Here is a 17,926-nt window from a genome sequence, read left to right as displayed (position 1 = left end):
ATATTCATTATAACGTCAAAACTTTGATACTATACTGACGCCGACAACTTCCATAGGGAAATTTGATTATATTCTCATTCGCATCGCCAATTTACTGATAGCTCAATCAGTTACAAATTTGCTCTAAACACCAGAATATGACGAGAATCCTCCATCGACTGGTACGACGATACCAGTAACAAAGCCACTCATATTATTATCCATTAACCAATAAAGTGTACCTAATATTTCTTCAGGTTCACCAAAACGATTCATTGGTGTTTGAGATAAAATTTTCGAAGCACGTTCAGAATATGAACCATCTTCATTACGTAATAGTGCTTTATTTTGGTTTGTTTCAAAGAAACCTGGTGCAATCGCATTCACACGTATATGGCCTGCAAAGTATGTGCTCAACCACTGCGTAAAGTTACTTACTGATGATTTTGCACCACTATATGCTGGAATCTTCGTTAATGGTGTAAAAGCATTCATCGATGATATATTAATAATTGTCCCAGTTTCAACTTCTACAACATCTTTACCAAACACTTGTGATGGTAAGAATGTACCCGTATAGTTTAACTTAAAGACTTTATCTACGCCTTCTTCGGTTAAATCAAAGAATGTTTTGTCACCATCTTCATCGTACATTTCATCATTAGTAGTAGCGTTTGGGTTATTACCTCCTGCACCGTTAATAAGCACAGATATTTTTCCAAATTTATCGTTAAAGGTTTGTTTAGCTTGTTGTAACGACGCTTTATCTAATACGTTTGCGACTAATGCTACAGTTTGTCTTTTTTCTTTATCAATTTCATTTTGCAAGTCCACAATTTTCTCTTCGGAACGCCCTAAAATACCAACATTCGCGCCTTTTTTTACAAGTGCTTTCACAAATGTTGAACCTATTACGCCTGTGGCACCTGTAATAACGACATTAACGTTTTTAAATTGTTCAGTCATTATTTGCTCACTCCTTCAATTAAACCATTAATATATGTTGCCCCTAATGCTCTATCGAACAACCCATAACCTGCTTTTCCTGTTTCTTCCCAAATCATACGTCCATGATCGGGTCTGATTGTACCTTTAAAGTCAATATCTCTTAAGGCTTCTACAACTGCTTTCATATCTACAGATCCATTTTTAGATAAGTGCCCTGTTTCAACGAATGAAAATTCATCTAAACGTTTCACATTACGCATGTGCACAAAATGAATATGCTCGCCAAATTCACGAATCATACTTGGCAAATCATTCTCAGCTAATGAACCAAGAGATCCAGTACAGAAACAAATACCATTATGTCTACTATCATTTATAGCTAATAATTGTCTATAGCTGTCTTTATTCTTGATAATACGAGGGATACCAAAAATTGACCATGGTGGATCATCCGGGTGAATTGCTAAATCAATATCGTGTTCAATTGCAGTTGGCAACACTGCTTCTAAGAAATATTTTAAGTTTTCCCACAGTTGTTCATCTGACATTTCACGATATGTTGTAATGAGTTGATTCATCTCTGCTCTAGAATAACTTTCGTCCCATCCCGGTAAATTCAAATCAGTTGTTAAAGGATCGATGTCTTTCAATTGATCATGTTTATAAATTAACGTATTAGAGCCATCATCAAGTTCATAATCTAACTGTGAACGTGTCCAATCAAATACAGGCATAAAGTTATATGTGACTGTTTTAACGCCATTAGCCGCTAAATTTTTTAACGATACTTTATAATTTTCAATTAAAGCATCACGTTCCGTCGTCCCCATTTTAATTTTTTCACTAACCGGCAGACTTTCTACTACTTCAAACTTTAAGCCTTCCGCTTCAATAGATTGTTTTAACTGAGAAATTCTTTCAGATGTCCAAACTTCACCAACTGGGATATCATAAATCGCCGTAACAATTTGTTTCATATCTGGAATTTGTTTAATATTCTTTAAAGTTACTGGGTCATCTTCACCATACCAACGAAATGATAATTCCATAATTATTCCTCCTTAACTCCTTCAATTTTGAATAAATTAACTGCATTGTTATAACAAATATCTTTCACTATTTGATCGATTGTTGATGGTGATAATGCAATTTCTCCCTTTTCAATCTTATCTCCCAAGAAATTACATAAGATTCTTCTGAAATACTCATGGCGTGTATAAGAAATCATACTGCGTGAGTCTGTAAGCATGCCAACAAATTTAGATAACAAACCTACGTTAGCATATTCCACTAAATGTTTTTCCATGCCTTCTTTCGTATCATTGAACCACCATGCTGCACCTAACTGTACTTTGTGTTGACTATTTGAAAAGTTACCTGCAGTTGCTTGTACCATTAAATGGTCATTTCCATTATTTGGGTAAATAATAGTATCTGAAAGTGCTTGATGTTGTTCAAGGTGGTCTAACATGGCGTTTAATCTTTTAGCACTGAGTTGTTCACCAACACTATCGAAACCACTGTCTGGACCTACTTTGTCATACATGTTTGTATTATTATTTCTTGTAGGGCCTAAATGGAACTGAACTACCCAATTCAATTCGTGATAGACTTTACTAATTTCTGTTAAAATATAGCCCGCTAATTCATATTGTTCAGTTTCTGAAACACTTTGACCGCTTACTAACATTTCGAATATAGCATTAGCTTCTTCAGACGAAGCTGTCATCAGTGGTGTTTTTTCAAAACTTTGGTCCGAACTCCTAGCTCCTTGTCTATCAAAGTAATGTACACGTGCTTTCAACGCTTCGATATAATTATTTAAATTACTAACATCACAATCAGTCGCTTCATCTAATTTATCTATTTTCTCTTGCACTGTTGCACTACTTAAAAACACATAGCTATCTGGTCTAAATGTAGGGCACACCTTGAATGTTACTTTTTTATCTTCATTTAATAATTGATGATATTTCAAATCATCACATGGATCATCTGTTGTACATACAACTTTCACATTACTTTGCTTTATTAAATTCTGTGGCGTGTGTGACGTCTTAGCTAATTTACGGTTTAATGTTTTATAAAGTTTTTTTACATTTACTTTATCTAAATCAGTATCCTCATTAAAATAACGTTTTAATTCAAGCGCACACCAATGGTACATCGGGTTAACGATTGAATACGGCAGCATATGCATAAATGCCTGGAACTTATCAAAGTCATCTGCATTACCAGTGATATATGCTTCTTCAATACCGTAAGCTCTCATTAAACGCCATTTATAATGATCCCCTCCTAACCAAAGCTGTGTAATGTTTTCATAGTTTTTATTTTCATAAATTTCTTTAGGGTCTAAATGGCAGTGGAAATCATATATAGGTAGGTCTTTCGCCTTTTCATATAACTTCACTGCTGTTTTATTGTTTAGTAAAAAATCATCAGTAATTAATGACATAATATTTTGCTCCTTTTCTATAATCCTAATAATTTAGGAAGGAATAATGAAAGTTCTGGTATAAATGTTATAAATAACATTAAGATAATTAATGCGATGAAATAAGGTACTAAATATTTGAACACTGCCTCTACACGCACGCCACCAACACTTGCACCTACAAATAAGGCACTGCCAACCGGTGGCGTGATATTTCCAATACATAAATTAAAAGCAATAATAATACCAAAGTGAATTGGGTCTAAGCCTAAAACTTCTGAAATTGGTAAAAATATCGGTGTAAATATTAATACGGCTGGTGTGATGTCCATAAAAGTACCAATAACCAACAAAATGACATTTATTAATAGTAATAAAATGATTGGATTATCTGTCATAGAAATAATGCCATTTGAAATTGCTTCGGGTAATCCGGTATAACTCATGACAAGTGAAAATAGTGCAGAAGCGGTAATTAAGAACAATATCATCCCACTTATCTCTGCTGTTTCTTTAATTACATTAGGAATCTGTTTCAATGATAAACTTTTATAAATAAGCGATAAAACAGTCGAATAAAGTACGGCTACAGCAGCACCCTCAGTCGCAGTAAATATCCCTGAAACGATACCGCCAATAACAATGACAATTAACAACAAACTTGGTAAAGCATCTAATGTTAAAAATAATTTATCTCTCCAGCCAATACTTTCAGATACTTTATAGCCTTGTTTTTTGGCCATAGTAAAAGCTACAATCATACAGGCAATGCCCCATAAAATCCCAGGTATATAACCAGCTATAAATAATGCAGCAATTGATGTCCCGCCACTCACAAGTGAATAAACAATTAATAATGAACTTGGCGGTATCATTAAACCCGAAGGTGCAGAAGCAATATTTGCAGCAGCCGAATACTCTTTTCTATATCCTTGTTTTTCTTCCATAGGTCCCATGATGCGCCCCATTGCAGCTGCAGCTGCTACACTCGACCCTGAAATCGAACCAAACAGCATATTACCAACAATATTGGTATGCGCCAATGAGCCAGGCAAACGACCTACAAGGACTTTCGCAAAATTAACTAACCTAAATGCGATGCCACCATTGTTCATGATGATACCAGCCAAAACGAAGAGTGGTATAGCGAGCATCGTAAAATCATCAATACCCGTAACCATTCGTTGCGCTGCCGTCACTATGGTCACATCAAATGGTAGAATCATTAACAACGTGATGATAGAACTCAAGATAATCGCCAGTGCAATAGGCAAACCGAATAATAGGAAGAAGAAAAAAGTTATAAACAATACTAAACCTGCCATTATTGTCATATATGCTCACCTCCATCTTCCTTATTAGTTTCTTGGACGGTCGCTAATTCTTGCTTATCTAACAGGTTATATATGGCGTAAAAAATAATAAACAAACCTGAAACGGGAAGTGCACCGTACATCAGAGCCATTGACAAACCAGTTGATGGTGCGATTTGTAACCATGTTAGTTTAACTACCTCATAACCGCCCCAAATCATTAGAACGAGTGCTACAATTATTAAAATAATATCCGAAATTTTTTCCATTATTAATTGTATTTTTTTGGGTAGTTTTTCTCGGATAAATAATATCGCTATATGTTGTTTAATACCGAATACATAACTTGCACTTAGTAAACCAAACCAAATTAATAAAAACCTCACTATTTCTTCACTTACAGTGCTTGGACTATTAAAGATAAAACGTGTCAATACTTGATAAATCGAGAGGATAACCATTACGAAAAGTGCAATACCAGCTAAAGTTAGCAATAATTTATCAATGATGGTCTTTGCTTTCTTCATAGCGTTGTTCCTCCTTTTCGATTAATTTATAATCCGCTTTAGTGTCAGGATTCTTTTTAAATTCATCTTGTAAAGGTTTAGAAGACGCTTTGAAGGAAGATTTATCTACATCATGAAATTTCACTCCCATTTGTTCTTTAGCTGTTTTCTTACTATCTTCAATCGCGTTATCCCAAATCGTTTCATGTTTGTCAGTTGAATAAGCCGCTGCATCTTTCAACCACTGTTTTTGTTTTTCAGAAAAACTGTCATAGGTTTCTTTATTCATAATTAATATGTCTGGAACTATGGCATGCTCCGTATAGTAATAATGTTTAGCCACCTCACCATGATTATTACTTGTTAATGCTGTTTCGTTATTCTCTCCAGCGTCAATCACACCTGATTGCATTGCAGTGTACACCTCTCCAAAATCCATAGGTGTAGGCGTACCGCCAAGTGATTTAATTAAATCGACGCTCGTTTTACTAGGTTGAACGCGAGTTTTCAATCCTTTTAAATCTTTGCTTGTTTCAACTTTTTTATCTTTTGTATAGAGATTACGCATGCCTGCATCATAATAAGTAATACCTAAAAATCCTTTATCAGCAGTTGATTTGAAAAAGGCATCTTGTACGGATTGTTTTTGCATCACATGTCGATAACTATCTTGTGACTCAAATAAATAAGGCATATTAAACAAGGAGTACGTTGGTGAAAAGCTTTCTAATGCTCCTGCTGAAACCTTAGTCATCTGTATTGCATTTGTTTGTGTCATTTCAATTGCTTCACGTTCGCTACCTAATTGTCCATTTGGGTATATATTAACTTTTATCTGTCCATGGGATTCTTTTTCTAATCTATCTTTAAAAATTTCAAGTGATTTGTGTACTGGATGCTCGGTTGGCTGATTATGCGCTAACATAATTTCTTTTTCCTTACTTTCTGCGCTAACTTTATAATCTGATAACGCAATGTCTAACATGCCAGCTAAAAAGAATGCGCTTACAAACAGAGCTAAAAATTTTTTCATGTTTTTCGCTCCTTTTAATTTAGATCTTAACGTTTCAGTTCACCAAAGTGAGATGACAGATTATGAACTGCATTTTCTTCTATATTTAATGCATCTTCATTTGTCGTATGTTGTATCACTGAGCATTTTGTAGCAAAGTCAGTTACAGCGTCTAATTGCCAGCCCTTTACAAGACCATGTAAGAATCCAGCCATAAATGCATCACCGGCACCAATTCGATTAAGTACAGTATATGGATATGCTTTACCGTTAATAAATTTTTCGCCAGCTAATGTAATACCTTGCAATGTACTTTGCTCAATATTTCTATTACTGGAAGCCATTAAATGTATATCAAATTGCTTTTGTATCGTCTTAGCACACGTTTCTATATCATCATGTTCATCATTAGTCTCTAACAAGTGTGTGGCATCTTTTTTGCCAAAGAACAATACATCGACAAGTGGTAATACAGATTGAATTACTGGTAAAGCTTCTGCTTTTGTCCATAAATTGCTACGGAAATTAATATCAAACACAATTTTAGTACCCTGTTGTTTTAATTTAGTAAGAACCGATACAATTTGCTCACGAATCGTTTTATTCACAGCTAATGTAATACCTGTGAAAATAAAGTAATCACCACTTTGCGTAGCTAAGTCATCGACAACCGTGTTCCCATGTTCAGCAAATGTGGAATGCTCACGATCATATATAACTTTACCGCTTCTATAACCAAAACTTTCTTCCATATAATAAGTTCCAATTCTACCTTGTTGTTGTTTCACAAATTCAGTACCTACACGTGTTTGATACATTTTTTGTAATGCTATGTGACTCAGCGCATGTTGTGGTAACACCGTTAACATCTCTGTTTTATGCCCAAATTCTGCTAGTGTAATGAGCGCATTTAATTCTGCACCACCGACATTAACGTCAAATGTATGTGTGTCCTTAAGCTGTTCATAATTAGGCGGAGTATAGCGTAGTAACACTTCGCCAAATCCAAATACCGTCATAAATTATCCCTCGCTTTTTAATTCTGCTACATATTGCGCTAACCCTGCTTTACCTTGTTGTTGATAAATTTTTGTAATTTCGCTGCCTATACCTACTGCAAAACTACCTGCATCTAACCATTCTTGATGATTATCTTTACCAACGCCTCCTGTTGGTACAATTTCAATTTGAGGTAGAGGTCCTTTAAAATCCTTTATAGACTTTGGAGAAAATTGTGTCGCTGGAAATAGCTTCAATACTTTGCAACCATAACGTAAAGACTCGACCATTTCTTTAACTGTCATACAGCCAGGAATATATGGTACATCATATAAATTAGCTATTTTTGCAGTCTCTTTATCGAAAGATGGACTTACTATAAATTTAGCACCATTTAAAATAGCATTACGTGCAGAAACACTATCTAACACTGTACCAGCGCCAATAACTGCATCTTCTCTCTTAGATAATTCGCCAATAATATCGATGCCATTCGGTGTTGTTAATGTTACTTCAATAATGTTAAGTCCCTTATCTATGATGGTGTGCGCAATATCTAAAAATGATTCAGCATTATCTGTACGCATCACCGCAATATGTTGCCCTTGTTGAATTGTCTTCATTGTTTCTATGGAATTCATCTTGTCATCCCCTTTAAAAAATAGTTTGGTAGCAAAATAACAACGTTGTTATTAATATCCAAAAAAATATTGTAATGCTTGTCTCTATGGTATAATTAATTCTAACTTAAATCAATCTATTTCAAGGAGAAGTTTTATGGCTGTGACTTTAAAAGACGTTGCCGAAGCCTGTGGTGTCAGCTATTCCACAGTCAGTAAAGCATTGAAAAATTCCCAACTAGTTAAACCAAAAACAAAAGAAATGATCCAACAAAAGGCCGTTGAAATGAATTATATCCCTAATCATTCAGCAAGAGCTCTTGTTTCTAAAAAAAGTGGCACAATTGGATTAATCTGGCCATCAGTAGATCGTGTCGCCGTAACGCACCTCATTACAGAAATTAATTTGGCTATTAAATCATTAGGTTATGTCATGTTTGTGTCTATCGATGATGTCGCTGCTGCTTCGAAAAAATTTGTTGAATTTGGCTGTGACGGTATCGTAATTTTTGACGAAGGTGACGACTCTAATCTACCTCCAGAAATATATAACAACGTACCTGTAGTGGCTTATGGCGTCGATCGTAATATCCCTTACCCAATTGTTAACGTGAACCACGCTGAAGCGATGATTCTAGCAATAAAAGGATTGCTTGCTAAAGGTATCGATACGATAGACTATATTGGTGATATCAACACAACAGATGCGCGTCAAATTGCCAAAAAAGAAGCCATCATCAATTACTGTGAAAACAACAATGTTACCTATCGAATTATCGATTCTAACGGATTAAATGCGATAGACGCGGAGGCTGCAGTAAAACAATTTTTAAACGATGGAGCGCTCTCACCTGGTGTCATTTGTGGAAGCTACGATATTACTGTAGGAACGATTAACGCTATGGATTCAGATCATCAACCTATAATTTATTCTTATGATAATATTCCACAAATTAAAAAATTGGATTACCCTGTTCACGCTATAGGTGTACCTACTGCCGAAATTGCACAACAAATCGTTACAACTTTAGATAAAGTCATTAAAGATGAACCTACGGAACCTGCGTATCACCTACACCCTTCTGCAAGTGATGATAACTAATCAATATACACAAACAAAGCGCCCAAGACTACATGGACAGTGTAGTTTTGGGCGTGATTGTTTGAGAGATATTTATCTAGAGGGTTACCGCATTTTTATGAGTTCAAACGAAATATTTATTTCGTCCAATGTATTATAGTTTTATCTGGTAATTGTTTTTTAAATCTAATAAGTGACTTCATAGATGCGCGTGCCATCTTATCGATTTATAGCAGTCAGTAGTGATAAGTTTTACTAAGTTCCAGTAATAATAACGTTATATATAGGTTCGTTTTATCTACGTTGCGTCGTCTTGTGTCGAAATAATGCTTAACCAATAGCGTTCGATGGGGTGTTTTTAACATTCATGACTGGGAGAAAGTTAATTTAATATTGGTTTTATTTACCATTTCGAAATATTATGAGTACGTTTTCATGAGTAATACATCTTTTATCTGTTTAAGGCTTACAAATAACAACCATGTTAGGTTTCGCTACATCGACTCTGTGTAGCAGTAATGCATTATCCAAGTAATACATAACTTCAGACGATTTTTTCTTTATAAATTATGAACCCAGTTAATAACCACTGTCTGTTAAACTGCTATCGTATCTTAGGTGTACGATAAAATAAATACATCATGAAATACTTATTTATAAATCAATATGAATAATTTATTAATGAGTACTTATAACCCTCTACAACTCTATTATAGTATGGCCTTTAACATGATTAAAATACATAGTTGGAATGCTTAACATTCTCTTTTGGAATACTTCAATTACCTAATAATATTAATTTGCTGGTGTAGATTAATATTATTTGTACTCTGTTAAAAATTGAATCCATTCATGCGTCACATGGTTCATATAACTATCTTTTTTCCAAATCAAACCTAAATTCCATGCCGCATCGGCGCCCGTAATCTCAATACCTACAACGCCGTCATTTAAAATACGTACTATACTCTCGGGTAAGATACTCACACCAATTCCATCACGAATCATATTTTCAATAAAAGTAATTTGCGACATTTTTGCTACTGTTTTCGGATGAAACCCAACTTTCCTACAACTCTCAATAATTTGGTCTTTTAAATAATAATCATCATGGAACATGATAAATTGTTCACTCTTCAAATCTCCTAAATACACAGATGATTGTTTCGCTAACTCTGCATTTTTGTCCACCACTAATAATAACTTTTCGTTATATAAAGGCACTGCATGGTAAATGTCGTCATCTACAGGTAACGTCGTGATACCAACGTCAATTTCGTCGCTATTCAGATAGGATTCAACAGCTTTTCCACCACCTTCTATCACTTCATACGTTACATTTGGATATTTATTGTGAAATTCATTCAAACTTTCTGTAAATAAACGAACATTCATAATAGCAGAAATACCCACACGAATATGTCCACGTTCTAAGTTTGTGACATCTCCCATTTCTAGCGACAAATCATCTAATACAGCCAAAGCTTCAACGCATTTATCATAAAATATTTGACCAATATCCGTCAGTATAATGTGTTTTTTGCGTCTATCGAATAACGTAATATTAAATTCATCTTCAATGCTTTTGATATTCTTGCTAATTGTAGATTGTGCGATATAAAGGTGCTCCGATGCCTGAGTCATACCACCATTTTTCACAACTTCCACAAAATACTTCATCTGCTTAATTTCCATTTTGAACTCCTCTATAACCCTTTGTTTAACTATTATAAGTGATTGTTTTGTTTTCTCGATAACTCAAAGTTATCATTTCAATTTTTCAATTGCTTTTTCCGCTGCCGCTGCGATTATTTTATCATCTGGTTTTGCATTCTTTTGACCTTGTTTCGTATAAATTGCTAAAATAATAGGTTTTTTGTGTTCGTCAGTGTATATAAATGCCAAATCATTACGCGTTCCATAAGTTAAAGCTTGGCCACTTTTATCTCCTACCGTATAATGTTTAGGTACGCCAGCTTTAATCAAACTATCACCAGTTTCATTTTCAACCATAACTTGTTTTAATAGCGTTTGATTTTCTTTATCCATTTGGCTGCTAGATAACAATTTATTTAAGGTTGTGGCTGCTGCTTTTGGCGTCGTTGTATCAGCAATTTTAGCTGGATCATAATTATTTAGCTCTGGTTCTAATCTTTGAGGTTTTGAAGTAGCATCTCCTAAATTTTTAAGTTCTTTATTAAATCCTTTAATTCCGCCAATTTCCTTTATTATTTTATTATTTGCAGTATTATCACTTTGGAGCATCGACGCCTTCACTAAAGATTTTAATGACATTGTTTTTCCTATGTATTTTTCGGTAACTGGAGAATACGCAACAATATCTTGTTCATTTATTTTTACCTTTTTATTGAGTTTATCCTGAGACGTATTATTAAGCAAAATTCCACTCGCAATCGCTTTATACGTGGACGCAAAAGCAAATCGTTCGTCAGCGTTGTGTTTGTATACTTTACCATTTTCAGTATTCATACCATAAACACCTATAGTTACATCATTCTTGTCTTCAATATGTTTTATCTCACTCGCAGATGCGCTATTATAATGCGTTAAATGTGCTAGTAACAGTGTAATCATACTCACCATAATAGCTAAAAATACTTTTTTCATAAAAATCATCCTCCTAATTGTTTAAAATGTTTTTATTAGATTTTTTATAATTATAACTGTTAAATTCACTAATGAAAAATAACATTATAATAGAGTCAGACAAAAATCTAATTTATTTAAAAAGATTCCGCCGTGCTCCCGATTATAATGACTATAGTTGAAAGGAATAAAGATTTATCCGAACTGAACTATGCATAAGCACTACTAATTCTCAAAACTAGAACACCTAAGTAAATAGCTTATGTATAGGAATCATTAATTTAATATAGACTGAGACAATTAATGCCCCAGCCTCTCAATCCACAATTTTAAATTGTTATCGTTATTAACTTATTTTATTGACCAATTGTAATTTCCATTAAATTATCGTTTTGATCAAAGAAAGCCGTATAGAAACCATTATTAGTTTCATATTTTACAAATGTTCCATCTTTATTACCTAATTTCCCTTCCTCAATAATTTCATTAGAATTGTGTGCATCTTTGAATGTTGCTTTAGCAACTGAGTTCGATTTTGTGAAGAATGTTATTTGAACAACTTCATTATCGCTATTAAAGGATACAGAAGTGTCATAAACCTTTTTAACATGGTCAAACTCTTTCTTAGCATCTGTATCTACTTTATAACCATTAATTGAAACATTGTCGTATTTTAAAGCGCGTACAAAGTTATAATCTTGAGTGAATGATGGGTCATATGTCGTATAACCCTCGTAGTTGTACCATGGTGTTTCAGCTTTTAGTTCTGCATTACTTTCAGTATTTGCACCACCAGCACCACCTTCACCATGTCCCCATTTTTGCTCTTGCTCAACTGCTTGTGCACTCGGACTATTTGTCGTAATATATGCTGCTGAAGAACCTACGACAAGCGTTGAAACAACGACAGTTGCTGAAAGTATCTTGCCTGTTTTACGCATAATAAATCACTCCTTGAAATTAATGTCCTTTTTTGCCAAACAACAACTTTTTATTACTAATGAATTTCTATCTGATATAGGTAATTTTGATTATTAAAATTAATTGTAGTGTCATATACCATCTTTGATTAATCAAGTCCGGTAGAATGATATGAATTCACTTTATAGCTATCAATTGTGCTATTACCGTATTTTAGCAATTGTACAATTCCATTATTTACTGGAAGTAATACTTCATGAGTTGTGTATCCATTATAATTGTATCCAAGGGTTTAAAGAGTTTAGATTAGCAGCAGCTTCACTATAACTTCACGTTTGACGTTATTACTTTTACTTCTTGACCATTACTCGTTAAATATGCAAGAGATTGTCCTTATAAACAGTACCAATGTTAAGTTTACTTATATATAACCAAACTAACGAATATAATCACTCCTCCATTTTTAGAGCACCTATCTGCAAAAGTGTAATTATTCACCTTAATCATACACCTAATATTTTTAATTGCAATATGATATTAAACATTTAATAAATTATTTTTTATTTCTAATAGTATAATGAAAAAATTAATTTATGCTTAGTAAAACTTTTTATAATTTGCTTTAATATTTCTATTTTCATCTCAAAAGTAATATTTAATCAACGCAAAAATATAGCCGAGACTTATTGCCTCGGCTAGCAAATTTTAATTATAAAAATTTTTTTATAACAAAGTATCTTTATTAGACATTAATTGATTATAACCGTCCAAATAAACTTTCTCTGATTTTGATGCTTTCTCATAAGAATTCATAGCACGATGCCATAGAGGATATATCGGCTCTGGAGTAGTTAAATCAGTAATAGCGGCTATTTCTTGGTTTGTTAATTCTAAATTATATGAAGCAATATTATCTTGTAGTTGTTCTTTGGTTCTAGCAGCTAACACAAGAGAATCAACATTCGGACGATCTCTAAGCCATGCAAGCGTTACTTGTGCTACTGAAACACGATGTTGATTAGCAATTTCTTGTAATGTATCTACGAGGTTATAAAATAGTTCTTTATCTTTTATATAAGGTTCCGCCCAGCCATCACCTTGTCTTGTGCCTGACTCACCAGACTGTTGTCTATTAATTTTACCTGTTAACAATCCTTCCCCTAGAGGCGACCAAATGCTATTACCTACCCCTAATTCTTTGCCAGCAGGTAATAACTCGTATTCTGCTTCTCTTGATTCGGGTGTATAATAAATCTGTTGTGCTATTGGAGGAGCCATATGATTTGATACTGCTAGAGAATGCGTCTTCGCTAATGCCCAACCACTATAATTGGATACGCCCCAATAGCGAATCTTACCTTTTTTAATCAAATCATTCATTACTTGTATCGTCTCTTCTACAGGCGTCTGGCCGTCCCATAAATGTGTATAATATAAGTCAATGTAATCCGTATTCAACCGTTTTAAAGAAGCGTCAATAGAGCGCTCTATGTTAACTCTACCTGCCCCACCATCATTTGGATTATCTGTTAATTGAAAGCCAGTCTTACTGCTGATCACCATCTGTTCACGTTTGTCTCTAATCGCTTTACCCAATGCAATTTCTGCATCACCTTTAGCGTATAAATTAGCCGTATCGAATTGGTTTATTCCTTGATCCAATGCATAGTCTATCATGTAATTCCTCAACTCTTGAGATATGCCACCCGCGTTTTCAAAACCATTTGTCCCCGCGAATGGAATGCTACCAAGCGCATATTTTGATACCGATAAGCCCGAATTACCTAATAATGTATAATCCATAGTTATCCTCCTTATAAACATAGTTTTAATTACTTTCCCTTTAAAACTGATTTTAAATCAAAATGATTTTATTTTTAAAAATAACGAAAATTATACTGTTTTAACTATTAACGTTCTATTTTTAAAGAAATATACGACATACTTGAGCTTTTGTTGGTACACGTAATTACTAATTCTAGTTATGATGAACTTATAGTTAATTTAAATCGAAAGGATGTTTTAAATGGTAACAATTCTACAAGTAGACTTTCCTTTAAATGGACCATTTGGCAATGAAATGGCTGAACAATTTAAAGATTTAGCAGAATCCATAAATCATGAACCAGGATTTTTATGGAAGATTTGGACTGAAAATGAGTCCGAACAAGAAGCAGGTGGTATTTACGCGTTTGATAATAAAACTCATGCAAATCAGTATTTAGAGATGCATAGCCAACGTATAAAATCTATGGGTGTACCTTATGTAAATGCTAAAATATTCGATGTTAATGAAAGTCTCACAAAAATTAATAAAGGTCGTATTAATTAAGCTATTACAATCAAAAACGCTCTCAACACATACTATAAGATGTATATGGTGAGGGCGTTAATTTATACTACGTAAAATTATTTCACTGAATTTCTCACAAAATCTATCGTATTCATCCATATGATATGACCAATCAATTCTGAAAAATGTTCTTCTGGTGGTATTTCATCAACTTTAGGCGTAAGTTTTAGCATGGGTAACATAATCTCATGAAATAACACGTGGACACCTATACCAAACATTCCACCTTTCCAACTTGAAATTGAGTTGTATTTTTCACTTAATAGTGCGTACAATGTAGCATTGACTATAGAAAAACCATAGTGGATACCCATGACTGAAAATGACACTTCATTGCCGTTATATACATAAGACGCATTACGTATTTTATCAGGCACATTAAATATTTCCATCATCTTAACAGGTGGTGGTTCTTCATCACGTTTAGGCGTTCGTGGTGGTAAAAGACCTTCCCATCCTATTTTTACAGCGCCTGCTAAGAACCCGCCGATTGCCCCTGTAAGCACAACGCGTCTAATTGAAAATCTGACCATATCCTCACCTCTTCAAATATCTTGTAATATTACAATTACCCTAAATGTATTGAAATATTTAAAAAAGGCAGGACAGGGGAATTGGAGAAAGTTCATTTCCCAGGAAATTTTGATTTATTGTAACTCTTTCATACTTTTTATAAAATTTTCATAAGTAATTTCATTTTTGGAGAACTGAGCAACAAGCATATACAACTCCTCGTTTTTTGTTTGTTCTTGTTTATATAATAATATATCTGCTTGTGTTTCTTCTGGTAACGGGTGGACAACGTGTTCAGATTTTGCAAATGCTTGATAGTAGCGTATACCAAAGAGACGTTGGGAAATCGCGTTAATATGAATGGCGTCTGAATTAGAAGTTAATCCCTCTGCCGTAACATAATAGCAATTGTCTTTTTCTTCAGCTGTTTGTTGTAATGCTTCATTAATTTCTTTATATTCTACTGCACTCTGACCAAATGCTGACTTCCCTAAGAAATCTGGAAGCAATCCTAACACAAATGGTACTTCAGGTATTTTCAAAGTGTTTCTAAAATGATCGATGAGCGTCTTTAATTTTGAAGCATACGTTTTATATTGTTGATTAAAGCTATCACTCTCGCCTTGATGCCATAATATACCTATAATTTCACTCGTTTCTTGTGCAAATTGCGCTTCAGTAATAGCATGCCTAGCAAGTATACCCTCAGGGTCCCAATCATCCATAGAAGTTCCACCATCTGCACAAGGTATCAAACCTATCGTTTCATCGGGATGGTCATCTAACCACAACTTGGCAAACGATGCAGCTAGTCCTACACCCGCTACAGAACGATCACTATGAATCGGCTCATCCATCATTTGCCATCTGCCATTCTTAAGAACCATAATACGTTCATCTAAAATAGGCGAAACATCATGCAAATAACCTCGCCCCGCCATATTCGACTGCCCTATTAGCAATATTGATTTCATATTAAAACTTCCTAACTTAATTACTTATTTGTTATAAGCATCATACTATATTCACGTAGTTAAGAAAATTAATTGCTTTAAAATTTCGCATTACTATAAAGTTATAAATATCCTCCAAGAATAATACATTTTCACCTAAAAGTGTTTATGTATCGATAGAAAAGTGAATTTAATTATTAATATGTACATATCGGAGGATGTAACTATGACAAGCATATTTGTTACTATTTAAATTAGAGTAGGATTTTAAATGATTAGATATTTTTTTAATACTTGCATAAACTTGTTTATAATTAGGTAAAGGGTAGTTCATTTGATTACACCAATATATAGTTTTACGGTGTATTGATGCTATAGGTATACCTTTGTTAGATAGATATTCATTTTTAATATAATTGAGCGTATCTTGGTTTACTTTAACTTTATCTAAGTCCTTTCGTCTTTTGTTTATTAATACTATTAATCCCTTATTGTCGTAGCGTTTTACCCAAGATTAAATTGTTCTTTGAGGTATTTGTTTATTATTACTAATATCTTGAACTGACTTCTGTTTTTTTATATAGGCTTCAATGATTTTATGTTTTTTCATAGCTTCTTGGCTTTGAAAATGTGTGTAGTCGGCCAAATTCTTATCCATTTTAACACCTCCATAATTCCAGCTTTTTGATTCAAAATATTTTATATCTAGCCTCCTTTCACATCATCATATAACAAAAATATAAAATTATAATAAAAGATAAACGTTAAACATTTTATGTGATTAGGGTGTAAGTTAAGGGGGGGAATGATTGTTGGATATGCAAGAGTTTCGACCATTAATCAAAATTTAGATAGGCAAATTGAAAATTCAAAATATTTTGTTGCTGAGAAAATTTTCACAGAAAAACAATCAGTTAAATCTATAGAAAACAGACCTGTTTTTCAGGAAGTATTAGATTTTTTAAGAATGGGAGATCGTTTAATTGTCGAATCTATTGATAGACTAGGAAGAAATTATGATGAAATAATTCAAACAGTTAATTATTTAAAAGATAAAGAAGTGCAATTAATGATAACGAGTTTACCTATGATGAATGAAGTGATTGGAAATCCACTACTAGATAAATTCATGAAAGATTTAATTATTCAAATTTTAGCAATGATTTCAGAACAAGAAAGAAATGAAAGTAAACGTAGACAAGCTCAAGGTATTAAAGTAGCCAAAGAAAAAGGTATATATAACGGGAGACCTGTTCTGTATTCTCCCAATGCTAAAGATCCTCAAAAGCGTTTGGTATATCATCGTGTTGTAGAAATGCTAGATCAAGGAATTTCTATTAGTCAAATAGCTAAAGAAGTTAATATTACTAGACAAACTGTATACAGAATTAAAGTTAAAGAAATATAAACATCATTATTTATAAGATATTTGCACATTGAAATAATTAGTTAACTAATATATGATTATAGATAATTAAATATCGAGTTCAGAGAAAAAGAAAAAGTGTTTAACTAAAAACAGGGAATAGAGGCCATCGGCTGGAAGCTTCTATAATTTATAAATACTTTACTACTTTGGAGATATGTATGAAAGTACATCGTTTAATAACATGTTACGTTATTCAATGAGCTCTAATTGGTTAATTGACTAATTAGAGGAATTTGGGTGGTACCACGAGACTGC

Annotated in this window: 18 protein-coding genes; 3 read left to right on the top strand and 15 right to left on the bottom strand. The window is 33.5% G+C overall.

Features of this window, described 5'->3' with window-relative positions; all coding sequences use genetic code 11:
- Positions 1-123 precede the first annotated feature (123 nt).
- From ACF91D_RS10695 to eda, 8 genes are read right to left on the bottom strand one after another with little or no spacing between them, the layout of a single operon-like run.
- The gene (locus ACF91D_RS10695; protein ID WP_039068542.1) at positions 124-945 is read right to left on the bottom strand and encodes an SDR family oxidoreductase; all 822 of its coding nucleotides are present in this window, start codon (positions 943-945) and stop codon (positions 124-126) included.
- Entirely contained in the window at positions 945-1,976 is a 1,032-nt protein-coding gene (locus tag ACF91D_RS10690; RefSeq protein ID WP_107548764.1) for a mannonate dehydratase, read from the bottom strand. Before ACF91D_RS10690 ends, ACF91D_RS10695 begins: the two co-directional genes overlap by 1 nt.
- A gap of 2 nt (positions 1,977-1,978) precedes the next feature.
- Positions 1,979-3,385: a glucuronate isomerase gene (gene uxaC / locus ACF91D_RS10685; RefSeq protein WP_069792807.1), complete on the bottom strand. Its 1,407-nt coding sequence runs from the start codon at positions 3,383-3,385 to the stop codon at positions 1,979-1,981.
- Between the two features lie 17 nt (positions 3,386-3,402).
- Positions 3,403-4,698: a TRAP transporter large permease gene (locus tag ACF91D_RS10680; RefSeq protein WP_069792808.1), complete on the bottom strand. Its 1,296-nt coding sequence runs from the start codon at positions 4,696-4,698 to the stop codon at positions 3,403-3,405.
- Positions 4,695-5,204: a TRAP transporter small permease gene (locus ACF91D_RS10675; RefSeq protein WP_327620819.1), complete on the bottom strand. Its 510-nt coding sequence runs from the start codon at positions 5,202-5,204 to the stop codon at positions 4,695-4,697. The genes ACF91D_RS10680 and ACF91D_RS10675 overlap by 4 nt, the downstream gene beginning before the upstream one ends.
- Positions 5,179-6,216: a TRAP transporter substrate-binding protein gene (locus ACF91D_RS10670; protein WP_107549691.1), complete on the bottom strand. Its 1,038-nt coding sequence runs from the start codon at positions 6,214-6,216 to the stop codon at positions 5,179-5,181. Before ACF91D_RS10670 ends, ACF91D_RS10675 begins: the two co-directional genes overlap by 26 nt.
- 26 nt (positions 6,217-6,242) lie before the next feature.
- On the bottom strand, positions 6,243-7,214 hold the full coding sequence (locus ACF91D_RS10665; protein ID WP_101093905.1) for a sugar kinase: 972 nt from the start codon (positions 7,212-7,214) through the stop codon (positions 6,243-6,245).
- 3 nt (positions 7,215-7,217) lie between these two features.
- On the bottom strand, positions 7,218-7,835 hold the full coding sequence (gene eda, locus ACF91D_RS10660; RefSeq protein WP_039068551.1) for a bifunctional 4-hydroxy-2-oxoglutarate aldolase/2-dehydro-3-deoxy-phosphogluconate aldolase: 618 nt from the start codon (positions 7,833-7,835) through the stop codon (positions 7,218-7,220).
- Positions 7,836-7,971: 136 nt separating this feature from the next.
- Between eda and ACF91D_RS10655 the strand changes: the two genes are divergently transcribed.
- Complete coding sequence (locus ACF91D_RS10655; RefSeq protein WP_039068553.1) at positions 7,972-8,916, top strand: LacI family DNA-binding transcriptional regulator; 945 nt, start codon at positions 7,972-7,974, stop codon at positions 8,914-8,916.
- Positions 8,917-9,714: 798 nt separating this feature from the next.
- On the opposite strand, the gene cidR is transcribed toward ACF91D_RS10655, so the two are convergent.
- The 4 genes from cidR to ACF91D_RS10635 all read right to left on the bottom strand — a co-directional run bounded on the left by cidR (position 9,715) and on the right by ACF91D_RS10635 (position 14,226).
- On the bottom strand, positions 9,715-10,590 hold the full coding sequence (gene cidR, locus ACF91D_RS10650) for a cidABC operon transcriptional activator CidR (RefSeq protein WP_039068555.1): 876 nt from the start codon (positions 10,588-10,590) through the stop codon (positions 9,715-9,717).
- A gap of 72 nt (positions 10,591-10,662) precedes the next feature.
- Complete coding sequence (gene bla / locus ACF91D_RS10645; RefSeq protein ID WP_107549690.1) at positions 10,663-11,523, bottom strand: class A beta-lactamase; 861 nt, start codon at positions 11,521-11,523, stop codon at positions 10,663-10,665.
- 335 nt (positions 11,524-11,858) lie between these two features.
- Positions 11,859-12,443: an immunodominant staphylococcal antigen IsaB family protein gene (isaB, locus tag ACF91D_RS10640; protein ID WP_327620820.1), complete on the bottom strand. Its 585-nt coding sequence runs from the start codon at positions 12,441-12,443 to the stop codon at positions 11,859-11,861.
- A gap of 703 nt (positions 12,444-13,146) precedes the next feature.
- On the bottom strand, positions 13,147-14,226 hold the full coding sequence (locus ACF91D_RS10635; RefSeq protein WP_039068558.1) for an aldo/keto reductase: 1,080 nt from the start codon (positions 14,224-14,226) through the stop codon (positions 13,147-13,149).
- A 223-nt stretch (positions 14,227-14,449) separates the two neighbouring features.
- On the opposite strand from ACF91D_RS10635, the gene ACF91D_RS10630 reads away from it, so the two are divergent.
- Positions 14,450-14,755: a monooxygenase gene (locus ACF91D_RS10630; RefSeq protein ID WP_039068559.1), complete on the top strand. Its 306-nt coding sequence runs from the start codon at positions 14,450-14,452 to the stop codon at positions 14,753-14,755.
- A 77-nt stretch (positions 14,756-14,832) separates the two neighbouring features.
- On the opposite strand, the gene ACF91D_RS10625 is transcribed toward ACF91D_RS10630, so the two are convergent.
- The 3 genes from ACF91D_RS10625 to ACF91D_RS10615 all read right to left on the bottom strand — a co-directional run bounded on the left by ACF91D_RS10625 (position 14,833) and on the right by ACF91D_RS10615 (position 16,900).
- The gene (locus ACF91D_RS10625) at positions 14,833-15,309 is read right to left on the bottom strand and encodes a DUF1440 domain-containing protein (RefSeq protein ID WP_039068561.1); all 477 of its coding nucleotides are present in this window, start codon (positions 15,307-15,309) and stop codon (positions 14,833-14,835) included.
- 114 nt (positions 15,310-15,423) lie between these two features.
- A complete protein-coding gene (locus ACF91D_RS10620; RefSeq protein ID WP_069792812.1) occupies positions 15,424-16,263 on the bottom strand; it encodes a sialate O-acetylesterase in 840 nt (279 codons plus the stop codon).
- 493 nt (positions 16,264-16,756) lie between these two features.
- Positions 16,757-16,900 carry a hypothetical protein gene (locus ACF91D_RS10615; protein ID WP_237282876.1) on the bottom strand — a complete coding sequence of 48 codons (144 nt, stop codon included), beginning with the start codon at positions 16,898-16,900 and terminating at the stop codon, positions 16,757-16,759.
- Between the two features lie 147 nt (positions 16,901-17,047).
- Here ACF91D_RS10615 and ACF91D_RS10610 point away from each other — a divergent pair, with 147 nt between their 5' ends.
- Positions 17,048-17,650, top strand: coding sequence for a recombinase family protein (locus tag ACF91D_RS10610; RefSeq protein WP_069792813.1), 603 nt, complete (start codon positions 17,048-17,050; stop codon positions 17,648-17,650).
- The last annotated feature ends 276 nt before the right edge of the window (positions 17,651-17,926 follow it).

It is taken from the genome of Staphylococcus sp. 231237_7MaSpsaltlick (assembly GCF_043107035.1).
This window is presented reverse-complemented; position numbering and strand designations above follow the sequence as displayed.